The organism is Proteiniphilum sp. (genome assembly GCF_034927365.1).
GTDB lineage: Bacteria > Bacteroidota > Bacteroidia > Bacteroidales > Dysgonomonadaceae > Proteiniphilum.
This window is the reverse complement of record NZ_JAYFQD010000003.1, coordinates 168,817-193,075: the sequence shown is the minus strand read 5'-3', so window position 1 is coordinate 193,075 and position 24,259 is coordinate 168,817. Positions and strand designations below refer to the sequence as shown.

The following is a 24,259-nucleotide window of genomic DNA, read 5'->3' as shown; positions in this document are numbered from 1 at the left end:
CAATCATTGGCAAATTGACGTATTAGTGAATTGACACTACTTGTCCCGACTTCTCGGGATTAGTTTTGCGGAAGTAGCTCAGTCGATAGAGCATTAGCCTTCCAAGCTGAGGGTCGCGGGTTTGAGTCCCGTCTTCCGCTCTCTTGCCTATGTAGCTCAGAGGTAGAGCACTTCCTTGGTAAGGAAGAGGTCGCGGGTTCAATTCCCGCCATCGGCTCAAACAGATAGATCAACAGATTTCAAGAAAAGGCTTATTGTCCTGTCTCTTGCGTTTTACTGTTTATAGAAATGCATATATAATTTATTTAAACTAATTAATAGTATATTTTATGGCAAAAGAACATTTTTCCCGGACGAAACCGCATGTGAACATCGGTACAATCGGCCACGTTGACCACGGTAAAACTACTTTAACGGCTGCTATCACCACCGTTTTAGCAAAGAAAGGTTTCTCTGAAGTACGTTCGTTCGATTCTATCGACAACGCTCCTGAAGAAAAGGAAAGAGGTATCACCATCAATACTTCACACGTTGAATATGAAACTGCAAATCGCCACTATGCACACGTTGACTGCCCGGGTCACGCCGACTATGTAAAGAACATGGTTACCGGTGCTGCCCAGATGGACGGCGCGATCATCGTAGTAGCTGCTACTGACGGTCCGATGCCCCAAACTCGTGAGCACATCCTTTTGGCACGTCAGGTAAACGTTCCCAAGCTGGTTGTTTTCATGAACAAGGTTGATTTGGTAGACGACGAAGAAATGCTGGAACTGGTTGAAATGGAAATGAGGGAACTTCTTTCATTCTATGATTTCGACGGTGACAATACGCCTGTTATCCGTGGATCTGCCCTTGGTGGATTGAATGGAGACCCAAGATGGGAAGAACAGATTCTCGAACTGATGAAAGCAGTTGACGAATGGATTCCGCTGCCTCCGCGCGATATCGACAAACCATTCCTTATGCCGGTTGAAGACGTATTCTCGATCACTGGTCGTGGTACTGTGGCTACAGGTCGTATCGAAACAGGTATCATCAAGACTGGCGAAGAAGTACAAATCATCGGACTCGGTGCAGAAGGCAAGAAGTCAGTTGTTACCGGTGTTGAAATGTTCCGTAAGATTCTCGATGAAGGCCAGGCTGGTGACAACGTAGGTCTGTTGCTCCGCGGTATCGACAAGGATGAAATCAAACGTGGTATGGTAATCTCTCACCCGGGTAAAGTGAAACCTCACTCTAAAGTAAAAGCCGAGGTGTATATCCTGAAGAAAGAAGAAGGTGGTCGTCACACTCCTTTCCACAACAAATACCGTCCTCAGTTCTATATCCGTACGCTGGACGTAACCGGTGAAATCACTCTGCCCGAAGGCGTAGAAATGGTAATGCCCGGTGACAACGTAACGATTGAAGTAGAATTGATCTACCCGGTAGCATGTCACGTAGGTCTCCGCTTCGCTATCCGTGAAGGTGGACGTACCGTAGGTGCTGGACAGATTACTGAATTATTGGATTAATACACTTCTCCATCATCTCCTTTTCGGGGGAAGATGATGGAAGAGTAATATAAAAACCCTGCCTGCTTTGGTCCTTCCCTTGAGGAAGGGAATAGGCAGGGTTTATACGGGTCTAGCTCAGTTGGTAGAGCACTGGTCTCCAAAACCAGGTGTCGGGAGTTCGAGTCTCTCGACCCGTGCAAAAAAACTATCCGAATTAAATGAAAAAAATAGTTGCATATCTCAGCGATACTTATAATGAATTGGTTCATAAGGTATCCTGGCCATCCAGAGAAGAACTCTCCGGCAGCACGGTAATTGTATTAATTGCTTCCCTTATAATTGCCGCCTTCGTGTTCGGTATGGACTCTCTGTTTGAGTGGATCTTAAAGCTTCTCTACGGTATTTTATAAAATCTGAAAGAAAGAGACTTGTTATGACTGAAGAGAGAAAAAAATGGTACGTACTACGTTCCGTTAGTGGAAAAGAAAATAAAGTCAAAGAGTATCTTGAGTCAGAGATGAAAAAAACCGACTTGGGGAAGTATATTTCTCAGGTTCTCATCCCCACGGAAAAGACTTACTCAATACGTAACGGAAAGAAAGTGATGAAAGAACGCGCTTATCTTCCCGGCTATGTGCTTATTGAGGCTGAACTGACGGGGGAGGTAATTCACGAACTGAAGAATATCAATTATGTAGCCGGCTTTTTGCCGAACACGACCGATCCCCAACCATTGCGGGAGTCGGAAGTAAAACGGATCCTCGGAACGATGGACGAGTTGGAAGAGGCAGGCGACGAAATGGATATGAAATACTATGTAGGCGAAAGCGTGAAAGTGACTGGAGGTCCTTTCAGCAGTTTCTCCGGCGTGGTAGAAGAGGTGAATGAAGAGAGGAAGAAACTCAAAGTGATGGTGAAAATTTTCGGAAGAAAACAACTCCTCGAGTTGGGTTATATGCAAGTAGAGAAAGAATAGTCAGATATTTGGTTACGCAGATTCTGTAAATTCTTTAAGTGTTTCGAAAACCCCAATTTATTAAAATCAAAAAAATGGCTAAAGAAATTGCCGGACAAGTAAAATTACAAATCAAAGGAGGAGCTGCAAATCCATCTCCCCCGGTAGGACCTGCATTAGGTTCGAAGGGGATCAACATTATGGAGTTTTGCAAGCAATTCAATGCCAGAACTCAGGACAAGGCCGGTAAAGTGTTGCCAGTAGTCATCACTTACTATACCGACAAGTCATTTGATTTTATTGTCAAGACTCCACCGGTTGCAATTCAGCTATTAGAAGTCAGCAAAATAAAAGGCGGTTCGGCAGAACCCAATCGCAAGAAGATTGCGGAAGTCACCTGGGAACAGGTACAGACGATTGCCGAAGAAAAAATGCCTGACTTGAACTGCTTCACGCTTGAATCAGCAATGCGGATGGTAGCCGGAACGGCTCGGAGCATGGGTATCACAGTCAAAGGGGATTTCCCGGAAAATATTAATTAAAAACTTCAATTGAGACATGGGTAAACTGACAAAAAATCAAAAGTTGGCTTTAAGCAAGATTGAAGTAGGGAAAACCTATTCACTAAAAGAAGCATCGGCGCTGGTAAAGGAAATCACCAATGCCAAATTCGACGCCTCTGTAGATATCGATGTACGCCTCGGCGTAGATCCGCGTAAAGCTAACCAGATGGTGAGAGGGGTGGTATCCCTTCCTCACGGGACAGGTAAACAAGTAAGAGTTCTTGTATTGTGCTCTCCAGAAGCTGAAGCCGCTGCCAAAGAGGCCGGCGCAGACTATGTGGGACTCGATGAATATATCGACAAGATTAAAGGAGGTTGGACCGATATTGATGTGATCATCACTCAACCGCAGATCATGGGTAAGATTGGTGCCCTCGGCCGTATTTTAGGGCCAAGAGGATTGATGCCGAACCCCAAGAGCGGAACTGTTACCCCCGACGTGGCGAAAGCCGTGACCGAGGTAAAACAGGGTAAAATCGACTTTAAGGTAGACAAAGCCGGTATTATTCACACCTCTATTGGAAAAGTATCTTTTACGCCCGAACAGATTCGAGACAACGCAAAAGAATTTATTCAAACGTTGATCAAATTAAAACCGACGGCAGCAAAAGGTACTTATATCAAGAGTATTTATCTTTCCAGTACGATGAGTCCGGGTATTAAAGTGGATACCAAGGCCGCAGATGAATCTAACTAAAAGTAGAAAAATCAGATGAAAAAGGAAGATAAAAAACAGATCATAGAGCAGATAGCCGCTAATCTCCAGGAGTATGAAAACTTCTATCTTACCGACATCGCTACACTCAATGCAGCGAAGACAAGTACGCTAAGAAGGGAATGCAACAAACAGGGGATTAAGCTGGTCGTAGTGAAGAATACCCTCTTGCAGAAAGCATTTGAATCGCTCGAAAGAGATTATAGTGAACTGTACCCCATTTTGAAAGGGAATACAGCCATTATGTTCTCTAACACCGCGAACACTCCTGCCAAGCTTATTGATAAATACAAAGCTGATAAGGTACCTGCTTTGAAAGGTGCTTACGTACAAGAAAGTTTCTTCGTTGGTGGAGACACTTTACAATCGCTGGTAAATATCAAGAGCAAGACAGAACTGATCGGCGAAGTGATCGGATTGCTGCAATCACCTGCAAAGAACGTTATTTCCGCACTTCAATCCGGTGGAAACACTATCCACGGAGTATTGAAAACGCTGTCGGAAAGATAACTGTCCAGTCGGGACGTGTATGCCCGACGCAGATAGTGGATTTTTTTTACAACAAACAGAATTAGTAATCAATTTAAATAAATACAACAATGGCAGACTTAAAAAAATTTGCTGAAGACCTGGTTAACCTGACAGTAAAAGAGGTTAATGAACTGGCTGAAATTTTAAAAAACGAATACGGTATCGAACCGGCAGCAGCCGCTGTTGCTGTTGCCGCACCTGCTGCTGCAGCTGAAGCCGCACCCGCAGAAAAGACTGAATTCGATGTAATCCTGAAGAGTGCAGGTTCTGCAAAACTAGCTGTAGTGAAGGCAGTGAAAGAACTCACCGGGCTTGGTTTGAAAGAAGCCAAAGACTTGGTAGACGGAGCTCCCAGCGAATTGAAAAAAGGTGTAACAAAAGACGAAGCAGACGCTTTGAAAAAACAACTTGAAGAGGCTGGAGCAGAAGTTGAACTTAAATAACATTTACCTAATTTAGGTTAATATGGTTAGGAATCTTCGTTCCGAAGATTCTTAACCTTTTGTGTCAATATATAGTAGGTTCAAAAACTCACATCCATGTCTTCAAATAACGCCAATCAAAGAATCAATTTCGCGTCGATTAAGAATCCGCTTGATTTTCCCGATTTTCTGGAAGTACAGTTAAAATCGTTTCAGGATTTCCTCCAACTCGACGCTCCTCCCGAAAGTAGAAAGAATGAAGGATTGTATAAGGTTTTCACGGAGAATTTCCCCATTGCCGATACCCGCAACAACTTCGTACTTGAATTTTTAGATTACTATGTGGATCCCCCACGCTATAGCATCGACGAGTGCATAGACAGAGGACTCACCTACAGTGTCCCGCTGAAGGCAAAACTGTATTTATATTGCACCGACCCTGATCACGAAGACTTCACTCCTGTCATCCAGGATGTATATCTCGGTACTATTCCCTACATGACCGAGAAAGGTACTTTCGTCATCAACGGAGCTGAACGTGTCATTGTTTCGCAATTGCACCGCTCTCCCGGCGTATTCTTCGGGCAGAGCCTCCATGCCAACGGCACAGTGCTTTATTCCGCCCGCATCATTCCGTTCAAGGGATCATGGATTGAATTCGCCACCGACATCAACAATGTGATGTATGCCTATATCGACCGGAAAAAGAAATTACCGGTTACCACGCTATTGCGCGCCATAGGTTTTGAAAGCGACAAGGATATCCTCGAAATCTTCGATCTGGCTGAAGAGATAAAAGTAAATAAGGCGAGCCTCAAGAAAGTGCTGGGACGCAAGTTAGCTGCACGCGTGCTGAAATCATGGATGGAAGATTTTGTCGATGAAGATACCGGAGAGGTGACCTCCATCGAAAGGAACGAGGTGATCATTGAACGTGAAACCGTACTGGAACAGGAGCATATCGACGATATCCTCGAATCGGGTGTCGCTTCCATCCTTCTTCACAAGGAAACGGCCAACACCTCCGATTATTCCATCATGTACAACACATTACAGACAGATCCGAGTAATACGGAGATCGATGCTATCCGTCATATCTACCGCCAGTTGAGAAGCGCGGAACCGGCCGATGACGCCAGTGCACGGGAAGTAATCAACAACCTCTTCTTCTCGGAGAAAAGATATGACCTGGGTGACGTAGGCCGCTACAGGATCAACAAGAAACTGAATCTCGAAACCGATATCGATACACGTGTACTCACGAAAGAAGATATGATCGAGATTATCAAATACCTTATCGAGCTTATCAACTCCAAAGCCGTGGTGGACGATATCGACCACCTCAGCAACAGGCGTGTGCGCACGGTAGGGGAACAATTATATACCCAGTTCGGAGTAGGTCTGAACCGTATGGCCCGCATCATCCGAGAAAGAATGAACGTGCGCGACAACGAGGTTTTCACCCCGATCGACCTGATCAACGCGAAAACCATCTCGTCGGTGATCAATACGTTCTTCGGTACCAATGCGCTGTCGCAGTTCATGGACCAGACCAATCCCCTGGCGGAAATCACCCACAAACGCCGTCTTTCGGCGCTCGGACCGGGTGGACTTTCACGTGAACGTGCCGGGTTCGAGGTGCGTGACGTGCACTTCACCCACTACGGACGTCTTTGTCCTATAGAAACACCTGAAGGACCAAATATCGGGCTTATCTCCTCGCTTTGTGTTTATGCGAAGATCAACGACCTCGGGTTTATCGAGACACCTTATCGTAAGGTAGAGAACGGAGTGGTGAATATCAACAATAACGAGGTCATCTATCTTGCTGCCGAAGAGGAAGAAGATAAACTGATCGCCCAAGGTAATGCACCGCTCGACGACAACGGGAAATTCATCAACGCCCGTGTGAAAGCAAGACAGGATGCCGACTATCCGGTGATTGCACCCGAAGAGGTGGAACTGATGGACGTATCGCCCATGCAGATTGCTTCTATCGCCGCATCACTGATTCCATTCCTTGAGCACGATGATGCCAACCGTGCGCTGATGGGATCGAACATGATGCGCCAGGCCGTTCCGCTGATGAGAACCGAATCGCCTATCGTTGGTACAGGTATTGAAGGACAGGTTATTCACGACTCCCGCACCCAGGTCATGGCCGAAGGAACCGGAGAAATTATCTACGTAGATGCTATCACCATCAAGATAAAATACGACAGGACTGAAGAAGAAGAATTCACCAGTTTCGAGGATGCCGTAAAAACTTACAATATTCCCAAATTCCGGAAGACCAACCAAAATACCACCGTCGATCTGCGTCCGATCTGTAAGGTAGGACAAAAGGTAAAAGCGGGTGATATCCTTACGGAAGGATATGCTACGCAACTGGGTGAGTTGGCATTGGGCAGGAATCTGAAAGTGGCGTTCATGCCGTGGAAAGGGTATAACTTCGAGGATGCCATCGTATTGAACGAAAAGCTCGTAAGTGAAGATATCTTCACCTCCATCCATGTGGAGGAATTTTCTCTTGAGGTACGTGAGACCAAACGGGGTATGGAAGAACTCACTTCCGATATTCCCAACGTAAGTGAAGAGGCTACCAAAGACCTCGATGAAAGAGGAATTGTACGCGTGGGGGCTCGCATCAAACCGGGAGATATCCTGATCGGTAAGATTACTCCTAAGGGTGAGTCTGATCCGTCACCCGAAGAAAAACTGCTTCGTGCCATCTTCGGTGACAAGGCAGGTGATGTGAAGGATGCTTCACTGAAAGCATCTCCTTCGTTGAAAGGAGTGGTCATCCATACCAATCTTTTCTCTAAAGCATCCAAAAAAGGAAAGACCAAACTTTCCAGCAAGGCGCTTCTTCCTAAACTCGATGAAGAGTACGAAGAAAAAATGGAAGAGTTGAAGAAAGTGCTTATCAACAAGTTGCTTGCACTCACCGAAGGCAAGACCTCCGTGGGCGTAAAAGATTATACCAATATGGATATTGTTCCCAAGGGAGCAAAATTCACACTGAAAGTGCTTGCTGAGATCGATTTCCAATCGATCCAATTGAACAAATGGACAGCCGATGCTCAAAAGAACGAGCAGATACGTACCACGGTTATCAACTACCTGCACCGTCACAAGGAACTGGATGCCGAATTGAAACGGAAACGTTTCGACTTCACAATTGGCGATGAACTTCCTTCCGGAATCATGCAGATTGCCAAAGTATATGTAGCGAAGAAGCGAAAGATACAGGTGGGAGACAAGATGGCAGGACGCCACGGAAACAAGGGTATCGTATCCAGGATCGTGCGTCAGGAAGATATGCCTTTCCTTGCCGACGGAACACCCGTGGACATCGTATTGAACCCGTTGGGTGTACCTTCCCGTATGAACCTCGGACAGATCTTCGAGACCGTGCTTGGTTGGGCAGGGAAAGAACTCGGGTTGAAATTTGCCACTCCCATTTTCGACGGAGCATCGCTCGACGACCTGAACACCTGGACTGACAAGGCCGGAGTACCGAGATATGGTAAGAGTTACCTCTACGACGGCGGTACCGGAGAGCGTTTCGACCAGCCCGCCACCGTGGGTATTATCTATATGCTCAAACTCGGCCACATGGTGGAAGACAAGATGCATGCCCGTTCCATTGGTCCCTACTCACTTATCACACAACAGCCGTTGGGCGGTAAGGCGCAGTTCGGAGGACAGCGTTTCGGGGAAATGGAGGTTTGGGCGCTCGAAGCATTCGGTGCTGCGCATATCCTTCAGGAGATACTCACCGTCAAATCTGACGATGTGGTAGGCCGCTCCAAAGCCTATGAAGCCATAGTGAAAGGAGAGCCGATGCCACAGACCGGAATTCCCGAATCGTTGAACGTATTGCTTCACGAGTTGAGAGGACTGGGTCTTAACGTCAGTCTCGACTAATCGACAATAATCTGATGTGTCGAGGCGTATCAACCCCAGCCCGATAAATCGGGATCTTCGCTTTGCTTCGATTGGCATATTAGCACATTAGTAAATTGGCACATTAAAACAAATAACTCTTTATACTTAATAGTATATGGCATTTAGAAAAGAGAATAAAATAAAGAGTAACTTCTCAAAAATCACGATTGGGCTGGCGTCGCCTGAACAGGTTCTGGAGAACTCTTTCGGTGAAGTGTTAAAACCAGAAACCATCAACTACCGTACCTACAAACCTGAACGTGACGGTCTGTTTTGCGAACGGATCTTCGGACCGGTAAAAGACTACGAATGTCACTGCGGAAAATACAAGCGTATCCGCTATAAAGGCATTGTCTGCGACCGATGCGGGGTAGAAGTAACAGAGAAAAAAGTACGTCGCGAACGTACGGGACATATCCATCTCGTAGTCCCGGTGGCTCACATATGGTATTTCAGGTCACTGCCCAACAAGATCGGTTACCTGTTAGGAATCCCGACCAAGAAACTGGACTCCAGTATCTATTATGAAAGATATGTAGTAATCCAGCCCGGTGCATTGGAAGACCAGATAGCTGAAAGAGACCTCCTCACCGAGGATGAGTATCTTCAGTTGCTTGACACGCTGCCCAAAGAAAATCAACTGCTCGAAGACAGCGATCCCAATAAGTTCATCGCGAAGATGGGAGCAGAAGCCATCCTCGAACTTTTACAAAGGATCAACCTCGACAAGCTGGCTCACCAGCTTCGTCACCGTGCAAGCACCGACACCTCGCAACAGCGCAAGAATGAAGCGTTGAAGCAATTGCAGGTAGTGGAAGCTTTCCGCGGATCGAAGAATATCAACAAGCCGGAATGGATGATCATGAAAGTGATCCCCGTCATTCCGCCCGACCTGCGTCCGTTAGTGCCGCTGGATGGTGGCCGTTTTGCCACTTCCGACCTGAACGACCTCTATCGTCGTGTGATCATCCGTAACAACCGTCTGAAACGCCTTATCGACATCAAGGCACCGGATGTGATTTTACGCAACGAAAAGCGTATGTTGCAGGAAGCGGTGGACTCGCTGTTCGACAACTCACGCAAATCGAGTGCAATCAAGACCGAATCGAACCGTCCGTTGAAATCGCTCTCCGACAGTTTGAAAGGGAAGCAAGGACGTTTCCGTCAAAACCTGCTCGGTAAACGTGTGGACTACTCGGCCCGTTCGGTACTTGTCGTAGGTCCCGAATTAAAAATGCATGAATGCGGTCTGCCGAAAGATATGGCGGCCGAGCTCTATAAACCATTTATCATCCGTAAGCTCATTGAAAGAGGCATCGTCAAGACGGTGAAATCTGCCAAGAAAATCGTGGACAGAAAAGAACCGGTAGTATATGATATCCTCGAGTATGTGATGAAAGGACATCCGGTACTGCTGAACCGTGCCCCTACCCTTCACCGTCTGGGTATCCAGGCGTTCCAGCCCAAGCTGATCGAGGGTAAGGCTATTCAGTTGCACCCGCTTGCCTGTACGGCATTCAACGCCGACTTCGACGGTGACCAGATGGCTGTCCACCTGCCGCTCGGTAACGAGGCTATCCTCGAAGCACAACTGTTGATGCTGGCAGCACACAATATCCTCAACCCCGCCAACGGAGCGCCTATCACCGTTCCATCACAGGACATGGTATTGGGATTGTACTACATCACCAAGATCCGTCCGGGTGCAAAAGGGGAAGGCATGACTTTCTACGGAGAGGAAGAAGCTATCATCGCTTACAACGAAGGAAAAGTTGATGTACATGCTTTGGTGAAAGTGATCGTGGACGATATCGATGAAGAAGGCAACCCGGTCCGTAAGATGCACGAAACTACTGTGGGACGTGTAATCACTAATGAAGCCATCCCCAAAGAGGTAGGATATATCAACGAACTGCTTTCCAAGAAGTCGCTCCGCGATATCATCGGCAAGGTGATCAAGACCTGCGGTGTAGCCCGTACGGCGCAATATCTCGACGATATCAAGGACCTCGGTTACTACATGGCATTCAAGGGAGGACTCTCGTTCAACCTCGAAGATGTGATCATTCCGGCGGAAAAAGAAACGCTTATCGCTGAAGGATATGCAGAGGTAGAGCAGATCATGGAGAACTACAATATGGGGTTCATTACCTATAACGAACGTTACAACCAGATCATCGACACATGGACGCATATCAACTCCAAGTTGTCGAATATCCTGATGAAGCAGCTCGCTGAAGACGATCAGGGATTCAACTCAGTATATATGATGCTCGACTCGGGTGCCCGTGGTTCGCGCGAACAGATCCGCCAGTTGTCGGGTATGCGTGGATTGATGGCGAAACCACAGAAGAGCGGCGCCGAAGGAGCGCAGATTATCGAGAACCCGATCCTCGCGAACTTCAAGGAAGGATTATCGGTGCTTGAGTACTTCATCTCTACACACGGTGCCCGTAAGGGTCTTGCCGATACGGCGTTGAAGACGGCCGATGCCGGGTACCTCACCCGTCGTCTGGTAGACGTATCACAGGATGTGATCATCAACGAAGAAGACTGTGGCACACTACGTGGTCTGGTAGCTACCTCCATCAAGAATAACGACGAGGTGATCGCCTCACTCTACGAGCGTATACTGGGACGCGTATCGGTACACGATGTGCAACACCCCAACACGGGAGAAATCATTGTGAACGCAGGAGAAGAGATCACCGAAGATATAGCAAAGAAAATCGAAGAATCACCCATCGAGCGAGTGGAAATCCGTTCAGTACTCACCTGTGAATCATCACACGGCGTTTGCGCAAAATGTTATGGAAGAAATCTTGCTACCGGTAGGATGGTACAAAGAGGTGAAGCGGTAGGAGTTATCGCTGCCCAATCCATCGGTGAGCCGGGTACACAGTTGACACTGCGTACATTCCACGTGGGAGGTATAGCATCCAATATCGCGGCCGAAAACAGCATCGTCACCAAGTACGACGGTACGCTCGAATTCGACGAACTCCGTTTCGTGGAGACCACCGACAATGAAGGCAAACCCTATAAAGTAGTGGTCAGCCGGTTGGTGGAAATGCGTATCATCGACCCCAACACCAGGATCGTATTGCTGGCCCACAACGTTCCTTATGGTTCGAAACTCTATTTCAACCAAGGCGACAAAGTGTCGAAGGGTGATCTGATCTGTGAATGGGACCCGTTCAATGCCGTTATCGTTTCCGAAGCATCCGGAAAAATCCGGTTCGAAAACTTCACCGAGAATATCACTTATAAAGTTGAATCTGACGAACAGACCGGCTTGAAGGAAAAGGTAATTATCGAATCCCGTGATAAGACTAAAGCTCCATCTGCGCATATCGTGGATGAGAACGATGATGTCCTGCGTACCTATACCCTTCCGCTCGGATCTCACATCGTGAAGAACGAGAATGACGATATCAAAGCCGGAGATGTGTTGGTGAAGATCCCCCGTGCTGTTGGTAAAGCAGGTGACATCACGGGAGGTCTCCCGCGTGTAACCGAGCTGTTCGAAGCCCGTAACCCGTCGAATCCGGCGGTAGTTGCAGAAATCGACGGTGAAATATCATTCGGTAAGATCAAACGTGGTAATCAGGAAATCTCTATCACCTCCAAAACCGGTGAAGTGAAGAAATATATGGTGCCGCTCTCCAAGCAAATACTGGTACAGGAAAACGACTATGTACGTGCAGGGATGCCGCTCTCCGACGGAGCCATCACCCCGTCTGACATTCTGGCAATCAAGGGACCCACGGCAGTACAGGAATATATCGTGAACGAGGTACAGGATGTGTACCGTCTGCAGGGTGTGAAGATCAACGACAAGCACTTTGAAGTTATTGTTCGCCAGATGATGCGTAAGGTAGAAGTAGTGGATCCGGGAGATACACGCTTCCTTGAGCAGCAGTTGGTAGATAAGAACGAGATGATGGAAGAAAACGACCGTATCTGGGGCAAGAAAGTGATTGTCAGCGCCGGCGACTCGCAACTATTCGAACCGGGCCAGATCGTCACAGCACGTAAACTGCGTGACGAGAACAGTTCCCTGAAACGTCGCGACCTGAAACCGGTAGAGGCACGTGATGCCGTTCCCGCAACTGCCAACCAGGTATTGCAGGGAATTACCCGTGCCGCACTTCAGACCACCAGCTTCATGTCGGCCGCTTCATTCCAGGAAACAACCAAGGTGTTGAACGATGCTGCCATCAACGGCAAGACCGACGCATTAGAAGGTCTGAAAGAAAACGTGATCTGTGGACACCTCATCCCCGCCGGAACCGGCCAGAGAGAGTTTGACAAACTGGTAGTCGGCTCACGCGACGACTTCGAAAAGCTGAATGCCAATAAACGTGTAAACTTGTTCCAGGAAGCTATGGAAGGTTAAGCTCTCTGGAACCAATCATATTAAGACCCGTGCTGGAAATTCCGGTACGGGTTTTTTGTTAGTTTTACAGAAAATAAAATTTTGACATATTTGCATTTTTTTGTACTTTGCACGCTAATCATTGATTAGATGAAATTCACTTACCATATATGCCTTCTTGTTTGGATAATTACCGCTATGCTCTCCTGTGGTAATCCTCAGCCTTATGCCACGAAATTACTGGCACAGGCCGAACAACTGATAGATGAACATCCCGACAGCGCCTTGCTGTTGATCGATTCCATCTTCTATCCCGAGAAAAGTCTCAGTAAGGAAGAATATATGCGTTATTCGGTAGCAAGGGTACGAACCCGTTATAAAAACTATCTGCCTATTTATGAAGATACCCTTATCTTCACAGCCAAAGAATATTTCATCTCACGTCCTGGGAATCATGAACAAAAGGCTCTTGCCTCCTTTTACAGCGGTTGCGTCTATCTCGAAAAAGGCGATTATGAGCAAACTATGCAATACTATAAAGAGGCAGAAGAATTTGCAGCCTCGACCAGCAATATGGCTCTCAAAGGATTGATACAATACAACATAGGGGACTTACTCTCCACACAAGGAATGTACAGTGATGCTTTAGCCAATTACCGCCTGGCTGAGCAGTTCTATGCTCAGGCCCCTGATAATTACCGGGAGCAACAAGCCTATTCGCTGGGGGCAATAGGCCGGGTTTTATTGTTATCCGGCCAACAGGACAGGGCCTTTACCTCTCTGCATAAAGGATTGGATCTGGCAAAAGCGATAAACGATAAAAAATTACAAAGTATCCTGACCCAAAATCTGAGTATTGTCTATATGCAGGAGAAAAAATACAATGAGGCAGTAAGACATCTGCGTGAATCATTTACACTCAATATAGACAGTAATAGTGTTGCACGCTATTATCTGAATTTCGCAGAATTATATACTGAAACAGAGCAGACTGATTCAGCCGCCTACTATTCCAACAAACTGGAACAAATGGCCGACTCCGTGAAGCTTCTCAATCTTAAGAGTAGTATCTTCCACTTTCTCGCTACACAACACGAAGCAAAAGGGAACTATGAAAAGGCCCTCGATTTTCAAAAGAGGTACACAGGCGTAATTGCAGAGACAGGAGATAGAAGAATGGAGCAGTCGGTATATGATGTGCAACAGAAATACGATTTCATGGCGCAGCAAAGCAGGTATGATCATCAATTGCTGCAACGGCAACGCCTCAGTATCATCCTATTGACCTTTTTCCTGATGGCGAGCCTCTTTTCCGTCATTCTTCTACGCCGGGTTATACAGCAGAAGAATAAATTACTGAGCCTGCAGAATACCATAGAGACGTTGAATAAAACGGCAGTGGATTTGCAAAAACAAAAGACGATACCAATGGGGCATGAAGCACAACTGAGAGAAACCCTGTTATGGAGATTCGATGTTTTACATAAATCTTCTCTCTTAAAATCGGAATTGAGCCATATCGAAAAGATGGATACCAAAAAAGCAATTGCCCGGTTCGAACAGATCGTGTACGGAAAAGAGAGCGGATCGCAATGGGACACGCTGGTGAACGCGATTGACGAGTTGAATCCCGGCTTATCCCACTTCATACAGAATAATTATCCACAACTGTCGGAGACTGAATTCAAGGTTCTGCTCCTGTCGTATGCCGGACTGCCCAGTAAGGAGATAGCCCTTCTCATCAACCAAAGCGTACACACCGTAAATATGGGACGCACCCACATCCGCCGAAAAATAGGGCTGAAGGAAACAGGGGCCGATTTTTGCGCCCAACTAAGAGATAATTATGAAGAAAACCGACGCAGAACAGAGATACTCAACCCTTAAAAACTCCATTGTGCTTATACCTCCGATTCGTAAAACACAAATTATAAACACCTTACACTCAGCTAAAGGTTAAATTAGTTATACCATACTTATACCCTATTGATAGCACTTTCTATTGTCCCTATCTTTGGGATGGAATAAAACATATTATTATAGTTACGGAAAAAATGCACGACTATTCAATTAAAATGCAACAAAAATGAAAACAGTGGGATTTACATGCTTATATCTTTTTCTTCTTTTACCATTTATAGCAACAGAAGATACTATTCCTCATCCAGTATCGACATCCGGTCTGACTTCAATTATCTCAACAGGAATCCGGAATTCAGTCACGATCGATTCAATCGGTCAACCTCAACGGAAGGCCAGTACTGCATCAAGATTCATTTTCGACCATGCGCAGGGAAGCGATACAATCGATTCTATAAGTTCACTCAGCCAAATAGGACATAGGAGAGTAGCCGGAGTCCTGCGCATAGACTATCCGCAAGAGAATGACACCATAGGTTTAGTCCGAGAAACAGATTCAAATAAGAGAATACAAGCGCGCCAAAATGAGTCAAAGAAATACCTGAAAGATGCCACCCCTTTAAATAGTTATTCATTCGATCTATACCACAAGGTCAGAAAAGAAAAAGAGAATATCCTGTTATCTCCGCTTAGCAGCTATTATGCACTTTTATTGGCTTATGAAGGTGCGGAGGGACAGACAAGAGAAGAATTTGAAAAGGTTTTATATATAGAAGGAATTTCAAAAAAAACAATAAACTCCCTCCTACTCCCTCTCGCAGATACACTACAAGGCTGCCAAATCTCCAACGCCATCTGGAGAGATAACAACATGGTCTTGAAAGAAAAATACGAGAGGACAGTAACCCGAAAATATTCTTCGGAGATCAAACAAACCAACTTCAAAAATAAGGAAATAGCCGTTTCTGAGATCAATGGATGGATCGCTGAAAAAACAAACAACAAGATACAAGAAGCGATAAACAGCGGTCATATTAAAGATTCCACCTCGATAGTAATTGCCAACACGGTCTATTTAAAAGGAGAGTGGCAAAACAAGTTTGATAGAAAAAACACAAAATCGGGAACATTCTTCGCGAGCCATGAAAATCAATATAGAGTGGCTTTCATGCATATTACAGAAACTCTTCCTTACTACGAAAACGATCTATTTCAATTTATATCCAAGCCGTATCAAAATTCCCATTTATCATTTTGTATCATTCTTCCCAAATCATTATTCGGGATCACAGAGATCGAGGAAAGGATGAATACCGATTCTTTGAAAAAAATTTTAGAAGAAGTTCAACTGGCCAATACGAAAGTTTCCATTCCAAAACTAAAGTTGGAATCGAATTGGAATCTGACCAATGCGTTAAAAGAGATGGGAATCACGACTGCCTTCTCGAATAAATCCGACTTCTCAGCCATATCGGATACTCTACTGACACTTGAGAATATAATCCATAATACCGTGATAGAGGTGGATGAAGAGAAAACCGAAGCTGCCGCGGCTACGCTCGGAACTTTCTGGGTCAGGGGAATATCATCTTACCATGTTTTCAATGCCGATCATCCGTTTCTCTTCTTCGTGATAGATAACCGCTCGAAGGCAATCCTATTTATAGGGAGATATAGTAGACCCACAGATACAGCAACCATTGAAAAAGAAGATCTGGCAAAGAATATATCCATAAGAGAGAAAGAGGAATTCTTTTTCGGGAATAAACCGCAAAAGATATTGTTCGTAATAGATAAAAAGACAGAAATAGAAACACGAACTACATTCCCGAATATCGATCCTGAAGAGATTGAATCTTTTAAAATAGTTACCGACAGAAAGATAATTCAAAAATACACGTCAGAGGACTACAAACAGGCCGTCTTCATCACTCTGAAAAAGAAAAAGAAAGTTAGAAGCAGATAAAACAGGCCTACTGACTGGTCGATTTCTTGAGATATTCATAGATCGCCTGTTGTGCACGTAGAGGTGGTTGATCGTTATACTTGAACATATTGTGAAGGTTTTCATCAATCCATACCGCACTCTGATTATCCACAAGCTGTATCTTCAATATATCTATAATCTCCCGTTTTATTGATTCCATATAGATTGGGAAAGCCACTTCGATGCGGCGGTGCAAGTTACGCTGCATCCAGTCGGCCGACGTGAGGTAAACATCTTCTTCTCCCCCGTTAAAGAAATACCAAACCCGCGAATGTTCCAGATAAGCATCCACAATACGGGTAATGGTGATATTCTCACTATAAGGTTGTTCAGGCACCAGGCAGCAGATACCACGGATAATCAGGTCGATTTTCACCCCTGCTTCGCTGGCACGATAAAGTGCATCGATCATACCTCTGTCTTCCAGGCTGTTCATCTTTAAAATGATATAACCTATACCGCCGTTCTTCACATGCTCGATCTCCCGCTCGATCATCTTGTGAATCGCAGGAAGCATATTAAACTGGGTCACTAACAGATGCTTGAAATCATGCATATAGGGTTTTCCTTCCAGTACACGAAACACTTCATCGATATCTTTGATAAATTCCTTATTCGAGGTAAGTAACCCCTTGTCGGAATAAATCCGTGCCGTTTTCTCGTTGAAGTTACCTGTACCCAGATAGGCATATCCCTTGATGGGATCAGTTGGATCGTTGCTGCGCTTTCGTATGTAAGCCAATTTAGCATGCACCTTCAAGCCGGGTAGGCTATAAATGACCTTCACCCCTGCCTGATGCATCAGTTCGGAAGTAAGATAGTTGTTCATCTCATCGAAGCGTGCTTTCAATTCGACAAAGACCGTCACTTTCTTACCGTTTTTAGCGGCGCTGATCAGGCTGTTAATCACAGCCGAGTTCTCCGCCACACGATATTGGGTCACCTTTATTTCCAGCACTTTTGGATCGAAAGCGGCCTGCAAAAGGAACCGCAACAGATAATCAAACGACTGGAAAGGGAAATGCAGTAACACATCCTGCTTGCGCAAGACTCTCAGGATAGAGTTATTGGTTTCCAATTCCGGTACCCGAAGTGGCGACGGCAATTGCTGCCTCAGTGAGTCGCCCACCGGATTGGGAAGCTTTGACAGATCAGCCCTGTTCAGATAACGGCCTGAAGGCAGCATCTCCTCCTCTTCGATCTCATACGCTTCACAAAGGTATCGCAGAAAATAGTCAGGTATGTTATTATCGTACTGAAACCGGGTAACCGCTCCTATCTTACGTTTACGCACCTTACGCAGGATCTCCTCTGCAATATCCTTCCGGTCTTCATCCTCCAGGGAGAAGTCGGCATCCCGCGAGATCTTGATACTGAAACAATCCACGATTACATATCCCGGAAATACACTCTGCATATTCGCTTTGATCACATCATCGATAAACATGATATAATGATTCCCCTCATAGGATGGAAGTTCAATGAAACGAGGTATCTTGGTATAAGGGATCTTCATAATAGCATACGTATATTCCGGTCTTTCAGGCTTTTTCTTCTTTTTAAGCAGGCTGATTGCCTGATAGATACGGGCATCCTGCATAAAAGAATGAATATCATCCTTCTGAATGATCATTGGTTGCAGATAAGGAAATACCTCTTCGTTGAAATATTTTCTCACATATTCCTGATGGAAGGGTTCCACCTTTTCGGTTTGATATAATATGATCCCGTTGCGCTTCAGTTCCGGCAGGATCATCTTATTAAAGATATCATCATACTCTTTTTCTTGTGCCGTAACTTCCCGATTGATCTCCACAAGAGTCTTTTTCGCCTCTTCCAGCGATTCATCCCTATCGATACTTTCAAGCAGAGAACTATGGTATCCAGAAACGCGAATCTTATAAAACTCTTCCAGATTGGAAGAATATATAGAGAGAAACTTAATACGTTCGTACACTGGTAACCGTTCATCTTTTGCTTCCAGCAGTACACGATAGTTGAATGACAACCAGCTGATATCGCGTTTGAAATAAGAGTAGTGATTATTTCTCATTATAACCAATTTCTTTTTTACAATAAAACTCAAAATTACAAAGTTTGTTCGAATATATTATCTTTAAATACTACATCTTCGATATTTCAAACTGAAGTCTCAATTATAAAGTTCTTTGTACCTCCTATTCTTTGTACAAAAAAATTTATCTTTGCATTAAACGGTACAAAAAGATATCAACCATATGAAGAAAATCGGCCTGCTTTCCGACACTCACAACTATTGGGATGAGAAATTCGAAACATATTTTTCGGAGTGCGATGAAATATGGCATGCCGGCGACATCGGTTCACTCGCACTGGCCCGACAATTCGAAGTACTGAAACCCTTTCGGGCAGTTTACGGTAATATCGACGACACTATTGTCCGCAATACTTATCCACACACATTGCAATTCACACTTGAAAAGATTGATGTGATGATTACCCACATAGGGGGTTACCCCGGCCGCTATAATCCCGCCGTTCTTCCGCGACTGCAAGCCAATCCCCCGAAATTATTCATTGCCGGACACTCCCATATCCTCAAAGTGATGTTCGATAAGAAACTACAATGTTTATATATGAATCCCGGAGCGGCAGGTAAATATGGTTTTCACCAAGTGAGAACCCTTCTCCGTTTTGTACTGGACGATGGAGACATCAAAGATCTTGAAGTGATAGAGATAGGGAAGCAGGGGGGATAGGAAGAGGGGGGAGGATGGGAGACTTGGAAACTATAGAGGGGATGAGATGAAGTGGCAGGAATATCTAGGTTTGAAAAATAGAGAACTAAGCCACGCCAGGGAAGAATGAAAGAATAATCCCTCCGATACCCAATAACATTAATAATGTTCCTACACTTCTGTTAAGCAGCACCAAGCCTCTACGGTTAAAATGCTTGCGCAATCGCGCCACCAAAGAAGTAAGAAGAAACCACCACGCAAATACGGCCACAATGAATGCTATCAATCCGGCAGTAAAAAAGTTTATTCCATCCCCCAAAGGATTAAAAGAGAAACGGGCATAAAATCCCATGAATATCAAGACTATCGCTACATTAGAAAAAGTGAGCAGGAAGGATGAAACAAAATCTCTAATATATCGTGTCTCTTGCGGCAACTTATCAGGAGTCCAGTCTCTCAAAGGATTTGCTTTGCACACCCTAAGACCGAAGAAAAAAAGGATAATACTCCCTACAATTTGTATGATCTGCTCATATTCATCAAAAAAATCTGCAACAAAACTCAGCCCGACTAAAGTAATCACAGCATATGTCAAATCCGATAACATGGCGCCAAGGCCTGTTACAAAACCATGCGTCCACCCCCGGTTGAGTGTTCGTTGAATGACCAGCATATTGATGGGTCCCATAGGTGCAGAGACCAACAATCCAATAAGAAACCCTTTGACTATCGTTTCAATCATGTACTGTTGTTTACAGATATGACTCCAATTTTACCGGTACAAAGGTACATTCATTATTAAAACAGACAAAATAAGTTTTACTTATTCGTTTCACTCTTTTTCATTAACTTTGTCACTCAATTCAAATTAATAGAAGTATGATAGAAGATTGAGCGTCCACAGAGATTGGAAATATTCCCAAAAATCCAATCTGGTTCAATCTACTCCAATCTAAAAAAAGAGATATGATTACATTTTTCAAGACCCCTTCCCAGAGCGTGATTGCCGTACAATCCAATGTAAAATTCTCCACTGGAGAGATCCAAAAACTGACATGGTTGTTCGGTGAGGCTGAGATGCTTCCTACAGAGAGTGTCGACCAATATTTTATCGGTCCACGCAGGGAGATGATCACCCCTTGGAGCACCTGTGCCGTTGAGATTACTCAGAATATGGGTATTGAAGGTATCGCACGTATAGAGGAATATACACCATATAACGACAACGATTCAACGGAATTTGACCCCATGTTGCAGCGAAGGTACAACAGACTGGATCAATCTGTTTTCACTATCGACAAGCAACCCGAGCCCATTGTATATATCGATGATATTGCCGTATATAATCAGGCTGAGGGGCTTGCACTAAGCTATGAGGAGATCGATTATCTCAATGTGGTCAGTCAGAAGATGGGACGTAAGCTGACCGACAGTGAAGTGTTCGGCTTTTCACAGGTCAACTCGGAACACTGCCGCCACAAGATATTTAACGGTAAATTCGTGATTGACGGTGAAGAGAAAGAGATGACACTCTTCCAACTGATCAAGAAGACTTCCACTATCAATCCAAACAGCCTTATCTCGGCTTACAAGGATAATGTTGCTTTTGTACAAGGCCCCACTATACAACAATTCGCACCCGCAAGCGGCGATAAGCCCGATTTTTTCCAGATCAAAGAGGTAGAAAGCGTGCTCTCGCTCAAAGCCGAAACACATAACTTTCCCACTACCGTAGAGCCATTTAATGGCGCCTCTACCGGTACGGGTGGTGAGATCCGCGACCGGTTGGCAGGGGGAAAGGGATCGCTTCCGGTAGCCGGAACAGCGATTTATATGACCTCCTATCCCCGCCTCGAAGAGGGGCGTGCATGGGAGCAAACTCTTGCACCCCGCAAGTGGCTCTACCAGACACCTGAACAGATTCTTATCAAAGCCTCCAACGGAGCATCCGACTTCGGGAACAAATTCGGACAACCGCTGATCTGTGGATCAGTACTCACTCTGGAACATATTGAAAATAACAAGAAATTCGGTTATGACAAAGTGATCATGCTCGCCGGTGGTGTGGGGTATGCCAACAAACGTGACGCAAAAAAAGGAGAACCGGAGAATGGTGAGAAAGTAGTAGTGCTGGGCGGTGATAATTACCGTATTGGTATGGGAGGTGGTGCTGTTTCGTCGGTCAACACAGGGGAATACTCTGCAGGGATTGAGCTCAACGCCGTACAGCGAGCCAACCCGGAGATGCAGAAACGCGTTGCCAACGTGATCCGCTCGCTCGCAGAATCGGACGAAAATCCTATCGTTTCTATCCACGACCATGGTGCAGGTGGTCATCTGAACTGTCTGTCGGAATTGGTAGAAAAAACCGGAGGCGTTATCGAGATGGATAAACTGCCTGTAGGAGATGAAACGCTCTCCGCAAGGGAAATTATAGGAAACGAAAGCCAGGAGAGGATGGGTTTACTGGTAGGCCAACAGGATATAGGACGCATTGAGCGCATCGCTTCCCGCGAACGATCGCCCATGTATGTGGTAGGTGAGACCACGGGTGATATGAAGTTCACCTTCCGCCAGCCGGACGGCGCCTGTCCCATCGATATGGAGTTGGAGGATTTCTTCGGCAAGCCGCCGGTCACGATTATGGAAGACAATACTGTTACGGAAGAATACAGCGCTCCCGAATATGATCAGGAGTTATTGAGTACCTATATTGAAAACGTACTCAAATTGGAGAGTGTTGCCTGCAAGGACTGGCTTACCAACAAAGTAGACCGTTCGGTGACCGGAAAAATCGCCCGTCAGCAGTGTCAGGGTGAGATTCAACTTCCGCTGAGCGACTGTGGAGCGATTGCACTCGACTATAACGGTTATGCAGGTATGGCTACATCACTGGGTCATGCGCCACAGGTAGCGATGATAGATCCTGCCGCCGGATCGGTGATGGCTGTCGCCGAAGCACTCACTAATATTGTCTTTGCACCGCTTGCCGATGGGTTGGCATCCGTCTCCCTGAGCGCCAACTGGATGTGGCCGTGCCGCAATCCGGGAGAGGACACCCGGCTTTATAAAGCAGTAGAAGCCTGCTCCGACTTTGCTTGCGATCTGGGCATCAATATCCCAACGGGAAAAGATTCGCTTTCCATGACCCAGAAATATGGAGATGATAAAGTCTATTCACCCGGCACAGTGATTATCTCCGCCGCCGCTGAAGTAAAAAATATCCGCAAAATCGTATCACCCGTACTGGCCTACATAAGAGGTACTTATCTTTATTATATCGACTTCTCGTTCGACACCTTCAAGTTGGGAGGATCGACCTTCGCTCAGACAATGAGCAAGATCGGAGATGAAGCTCCCACGGTGACCGATGCCGAATATTTCAAAAACACGTTCACCGCCGTACAGGAGTTGTTGAACCGAGGATTGATCCTTGCCGGACACGATATCTCGGCAGGAGGAATGATTACTGCGATGCTCGAGATGTGTTTTGCCAACCCGCAAGGAGGATTGGAAGCACGTTTCGACAAGATCCGGCACGCGGACCTTATAAAAATACTCTTCTCCGAAAATCCGGGAGTGATTATCCAGGTGAAACATCATCACCTGGTAGAAAAGATCCTGCAGGATTATGGTGTAGGAGCCGCCATTATCGCTCGCCCGATAGAAGAGCGCAAATTAGTGATCTCGAAAGATATCTTCCACAAGGAGTTCGACATCGACCAACTACGTGATGTTTGGTATAAAACATCCTATCTGCTCGACCGGAAACAGAGTGGAGAGACTTGTGCCGCACAACGGTTTGAGAACTACAAAAATCAGCCGCTTCAATTCGACTTCAATCCCTCTTTCACCGGAAAGATGGAAGACTTGGGACTGAATCCCCAGCGGAAAGGGAGATCGGGGCTTACTGCTGCCATTATCCGCGAGAAGGGAACCAACGGTGAACGGGAGATGGCCTATTCACTTTGGTTGGCCGGTTTTGATGTAAAGGATGTACATATGACCGACCTCACTTCCGGCCGTGAAACATTGGAGGATATACAGTTTGCCGTTTTCTGCGGTGGGTTCTCTAATTCCGACGTCTTAGGTTCCGCCAAAGGATGGGCGGGTGGTTTCCGATATAACGAGAAAGCAAAAAGAGCATTGGATAATTTCTTCGCTCGCGAAGACACGCTCAGTCTCGGTATCTGTAATGGTTGTCAGGTGTTGATGGAATTGGGGTTGATTTACCCTGAAATGGGAGACAAACATCCTAAAATGCATCACAACCTGTCCCACAAATTTGAATCTACTTTCGTAAGCCTGGAGATACCCAAGAATGAGTCGGTGATGCTCAAGGCGCTCGAAGGCACGAAACTAGGAGTATGGGTAGCCCATGGAGAAGGCCGTTTCAGCCTGCCAGGATCAGAATCGGATTGGCATATTGCAGCAAAATATTCTTACGATGAATATCCAGGTAATCCCAATGGATCCGACTTTGCCACGGCCGCCGTATGCTCACGCGACGGACGCCATCTGGCGATGATGCCCCACCCGGAACGTTCCATCTTCCCATGGCAAAACGCCTGGTACCCGCACACTTATCGCAAGCATGAGATAACACCGTGGATGGAAGCCTTCGCCAACGCAAGAGAATGGTTAAAAGCCAGATAATGAAAGAGGTCTCAACATTGGCAAG

General features: G+C 45.7%; 15 protein-coding genes and 3 tRNA genes. 16 read left to right on the top strand and 2 right to left on the bottom strand.

Annotated features, from left to right (window positions below; translation table 11 throughout):
- The first annotated feature begins 67 nt into the window (after positions 1-67).
- From VB073_RS01905 to VB073_RS01840, 14 genes are all read left to right on the top strand, one after another.
- Positions 68-140 (top strand) — tRNA-Gly (locus tag VB073_RS01905).
- Between the two features lie 5 nt (positions 141-145).
- A tRNA-Thr gene (locus VB073_RS01900) sits at positions 146-217 on the top strand.
- Between the two features lie 112 nt (positions 218-329).
- Complete coding sequence (gene tuf, locus VB073_RS01895; protein WP_323402448.1) at positions 330-1,517, top strand: elongation factor Tu; 1,188 nt, start codon at positions 330-332, stop codon at positions 1,515-1,517.
- A 106-nt stretch (positions 1,518-1,623) separates the two neighbouring features.
- Positions 1,624-1,696 (top strand) — tRNA-Trp (locus tag VB073_RS01890).
- 21 nt (positions 1,697-1,717) lie between these two features.
- On the top strand, positions 1,718-1,909 hold the full coding sequence (secE, locus tag VB073_RS01885; RefSeq protein ID WP_323402447.1) for a preprotein translocase subunit SecE: 192 nt from the start codon (positions 1,718-1,720) through the stop codon (positions 1,907-1,909).
- Positions 1,910-1,932: 23 nt separating this feature from the next.
- On the top strand, positions 1,933-2,475 hold the full coding sequence (gene nusG / locus VB073_RS01880) for a transcription termination/antitermination protein NusG (RefSeq protein ID WP_323402446.1): 543 nt from the start codon (positions 1,933-1,935) through the stop codon (positions 2,473-2,475).
- A 74-nt stretch (positions 2,476-2,549) separates the two neighbouring features.
- The gene (rplK, locus tag VB073_RS01875) at positions 2,550-2,996 is read left to right on the top strand and encodes a 50S ribosomal protein L11 (protein WP_323402445.1); all 447 of its coding nucleotides are present in this window, start codon (positions 2,550-2,552) and stop codon (positions 2,994-2,996) included.
- Positions 2,997-3,012: 16 nt separating this feature from the next.
- Positions 3,013-3,714, top strand: a complete 702-nt coding sequence (gene rplA, locus VB073_RS01870) for a 50S ribosomal protein L1 (RefSeq protein ID WP_323402444.1) — start codon at positions 3,013-3,015, stop codon at positions 3,712-3,714.
- Between the two features lie 15 nt (positions 3,715-3,729).
- Positions 3,730-4,242: a 50S ribosomal protein L10 gene (gene rplJ / locus VB073_RS01865; protein ID WP_323402443.1), complete on the top strand. Its 513-nt coding sequence runs from the start codon at positions 3,730-3,732 to the stop codon at positions 4,240-4,242.
- An 89-nt stretch (positions 4,243-4,331) separates the two neighbouring features.
- Entirely contained in the window at positions 4,332-4,706 is a 375-nt protein-coding gene (rplL, locus tag VB073_RS01860) for a 50S ribosomal protein L7/L12 (protein ID WP_323402442.1), read from the top strand.
- A 96-nt stretch (positions 4,707-4,802) separates the two neighbouring features.
- Positions 4,803-8,615, top strand: a complete 3,813-nt coding sequence (gene rpoB, locus VB073_RS01855) for a DNA-directed RNA polymerase subunit beta (protein WP_323402441.1) — start codon at positions 4,803-4,805, stop codon at positions 8,613-8,615.
- A gap of 136 nt (positions 8,616-8,751) precedes the next feature.
- Positions 8,752-13,035: a DNA-directed RNA polymerase subunit beta' gene (rpoC, locus tag VB073_RS01850; RefSeq protein ID WP_323402440.1), complete on the top strand. Its 4,284-nt coding sequence runs from the start codon at positions 8,752-8,754 to the stop codon at positions 13,033-13,035.
- 129 nt (positions 13,036-13,164) lie between these two features.
- Complete coding sequence (locus VB073_RS01845) at positions 13,165-14,901, top strand: tetratricopeptide repeat protein (protein WP_323402439.1); 1,737 nt, start codon at positions 13,165-13,167, stop codon at positions 14,899-14,901.
- A gap of 199 nt (positions 14,902-15,100) precedes the next feature.
- Complete coding sequence (locus VB073_RS01840; RefSeq protein ID WP_323402438.1) at positions 15,101-16,840, top strand: serpin family protein; 1,740 nt, start codon at positions 15,101-15,103, stop codon at positions 16,838-16,840.
- Between the two features lie 7 nt (positions 16,841-16,847).
- Here VB073_RS01840 and ppk1 read toward each other — a convergent pair whose 3' ends face one another.
- Entirely contained in the window at positions 16,848-18,914 is a 2,067-nt protein-coding gene (gene ppk1, locus VB073_RS01835) for a polyphosphate kinase 1 (protein WP_323402437.1), read from the bottom strand.
- Positions 18,915-19,098: 184 nt separating this feature from the next.
- Here ppk1 and VB073_RS01830 point away from each other — a divergent pair, with 184 nt between their 5' ends.
- Complete coding sequence (locus VB073_RS01830; protein ID WP_323402436.1) at positions 19,099-19,599, top strand: metallophosphoesterase family protein; 501 nt, start codon at positions 19,099-19,101, stop codon at positions 19,597-19,599.
- 85 nt (positions 19,600-19,684) lie between these two features.
- Here the strand turns inward: VB073_RS01830 and VB073_RS01825 are convergent, their stop codons facing one another.
- Positions 19,685-20,320: a LysE family translocator gene (locus VB073_RS01825; protein ID WP_323402435.1), complete on the bottom strand. Its 636-nt coding sequence runs from the start codon at positions 20,318-20,320 to the stop codon at positions 19,685-19,687.
- A gap of 224 nt (positions 20,321-20,544) precedes the next feature.
- Here VB073_RS01825 and purL point away from each other — a divergent pair, with 224 nt between their 5' ends.
- The gene (purL, locus tag VB073_RS01820) at positions 20,545-24,234 is read left to right on the top strand and encodes a phosphoribosylformylglycinamidine synthase (RefSeq protein ID WP_323402434.1); all 3,690 of its coding nucleotides are present in this window, start codon (positions 20,545-20,547) and stop codon (positions 24,232-24,234) included.
- The last annotated feature ends 25 nt before the right edge of the window (positions 24,235-24,259 follow it).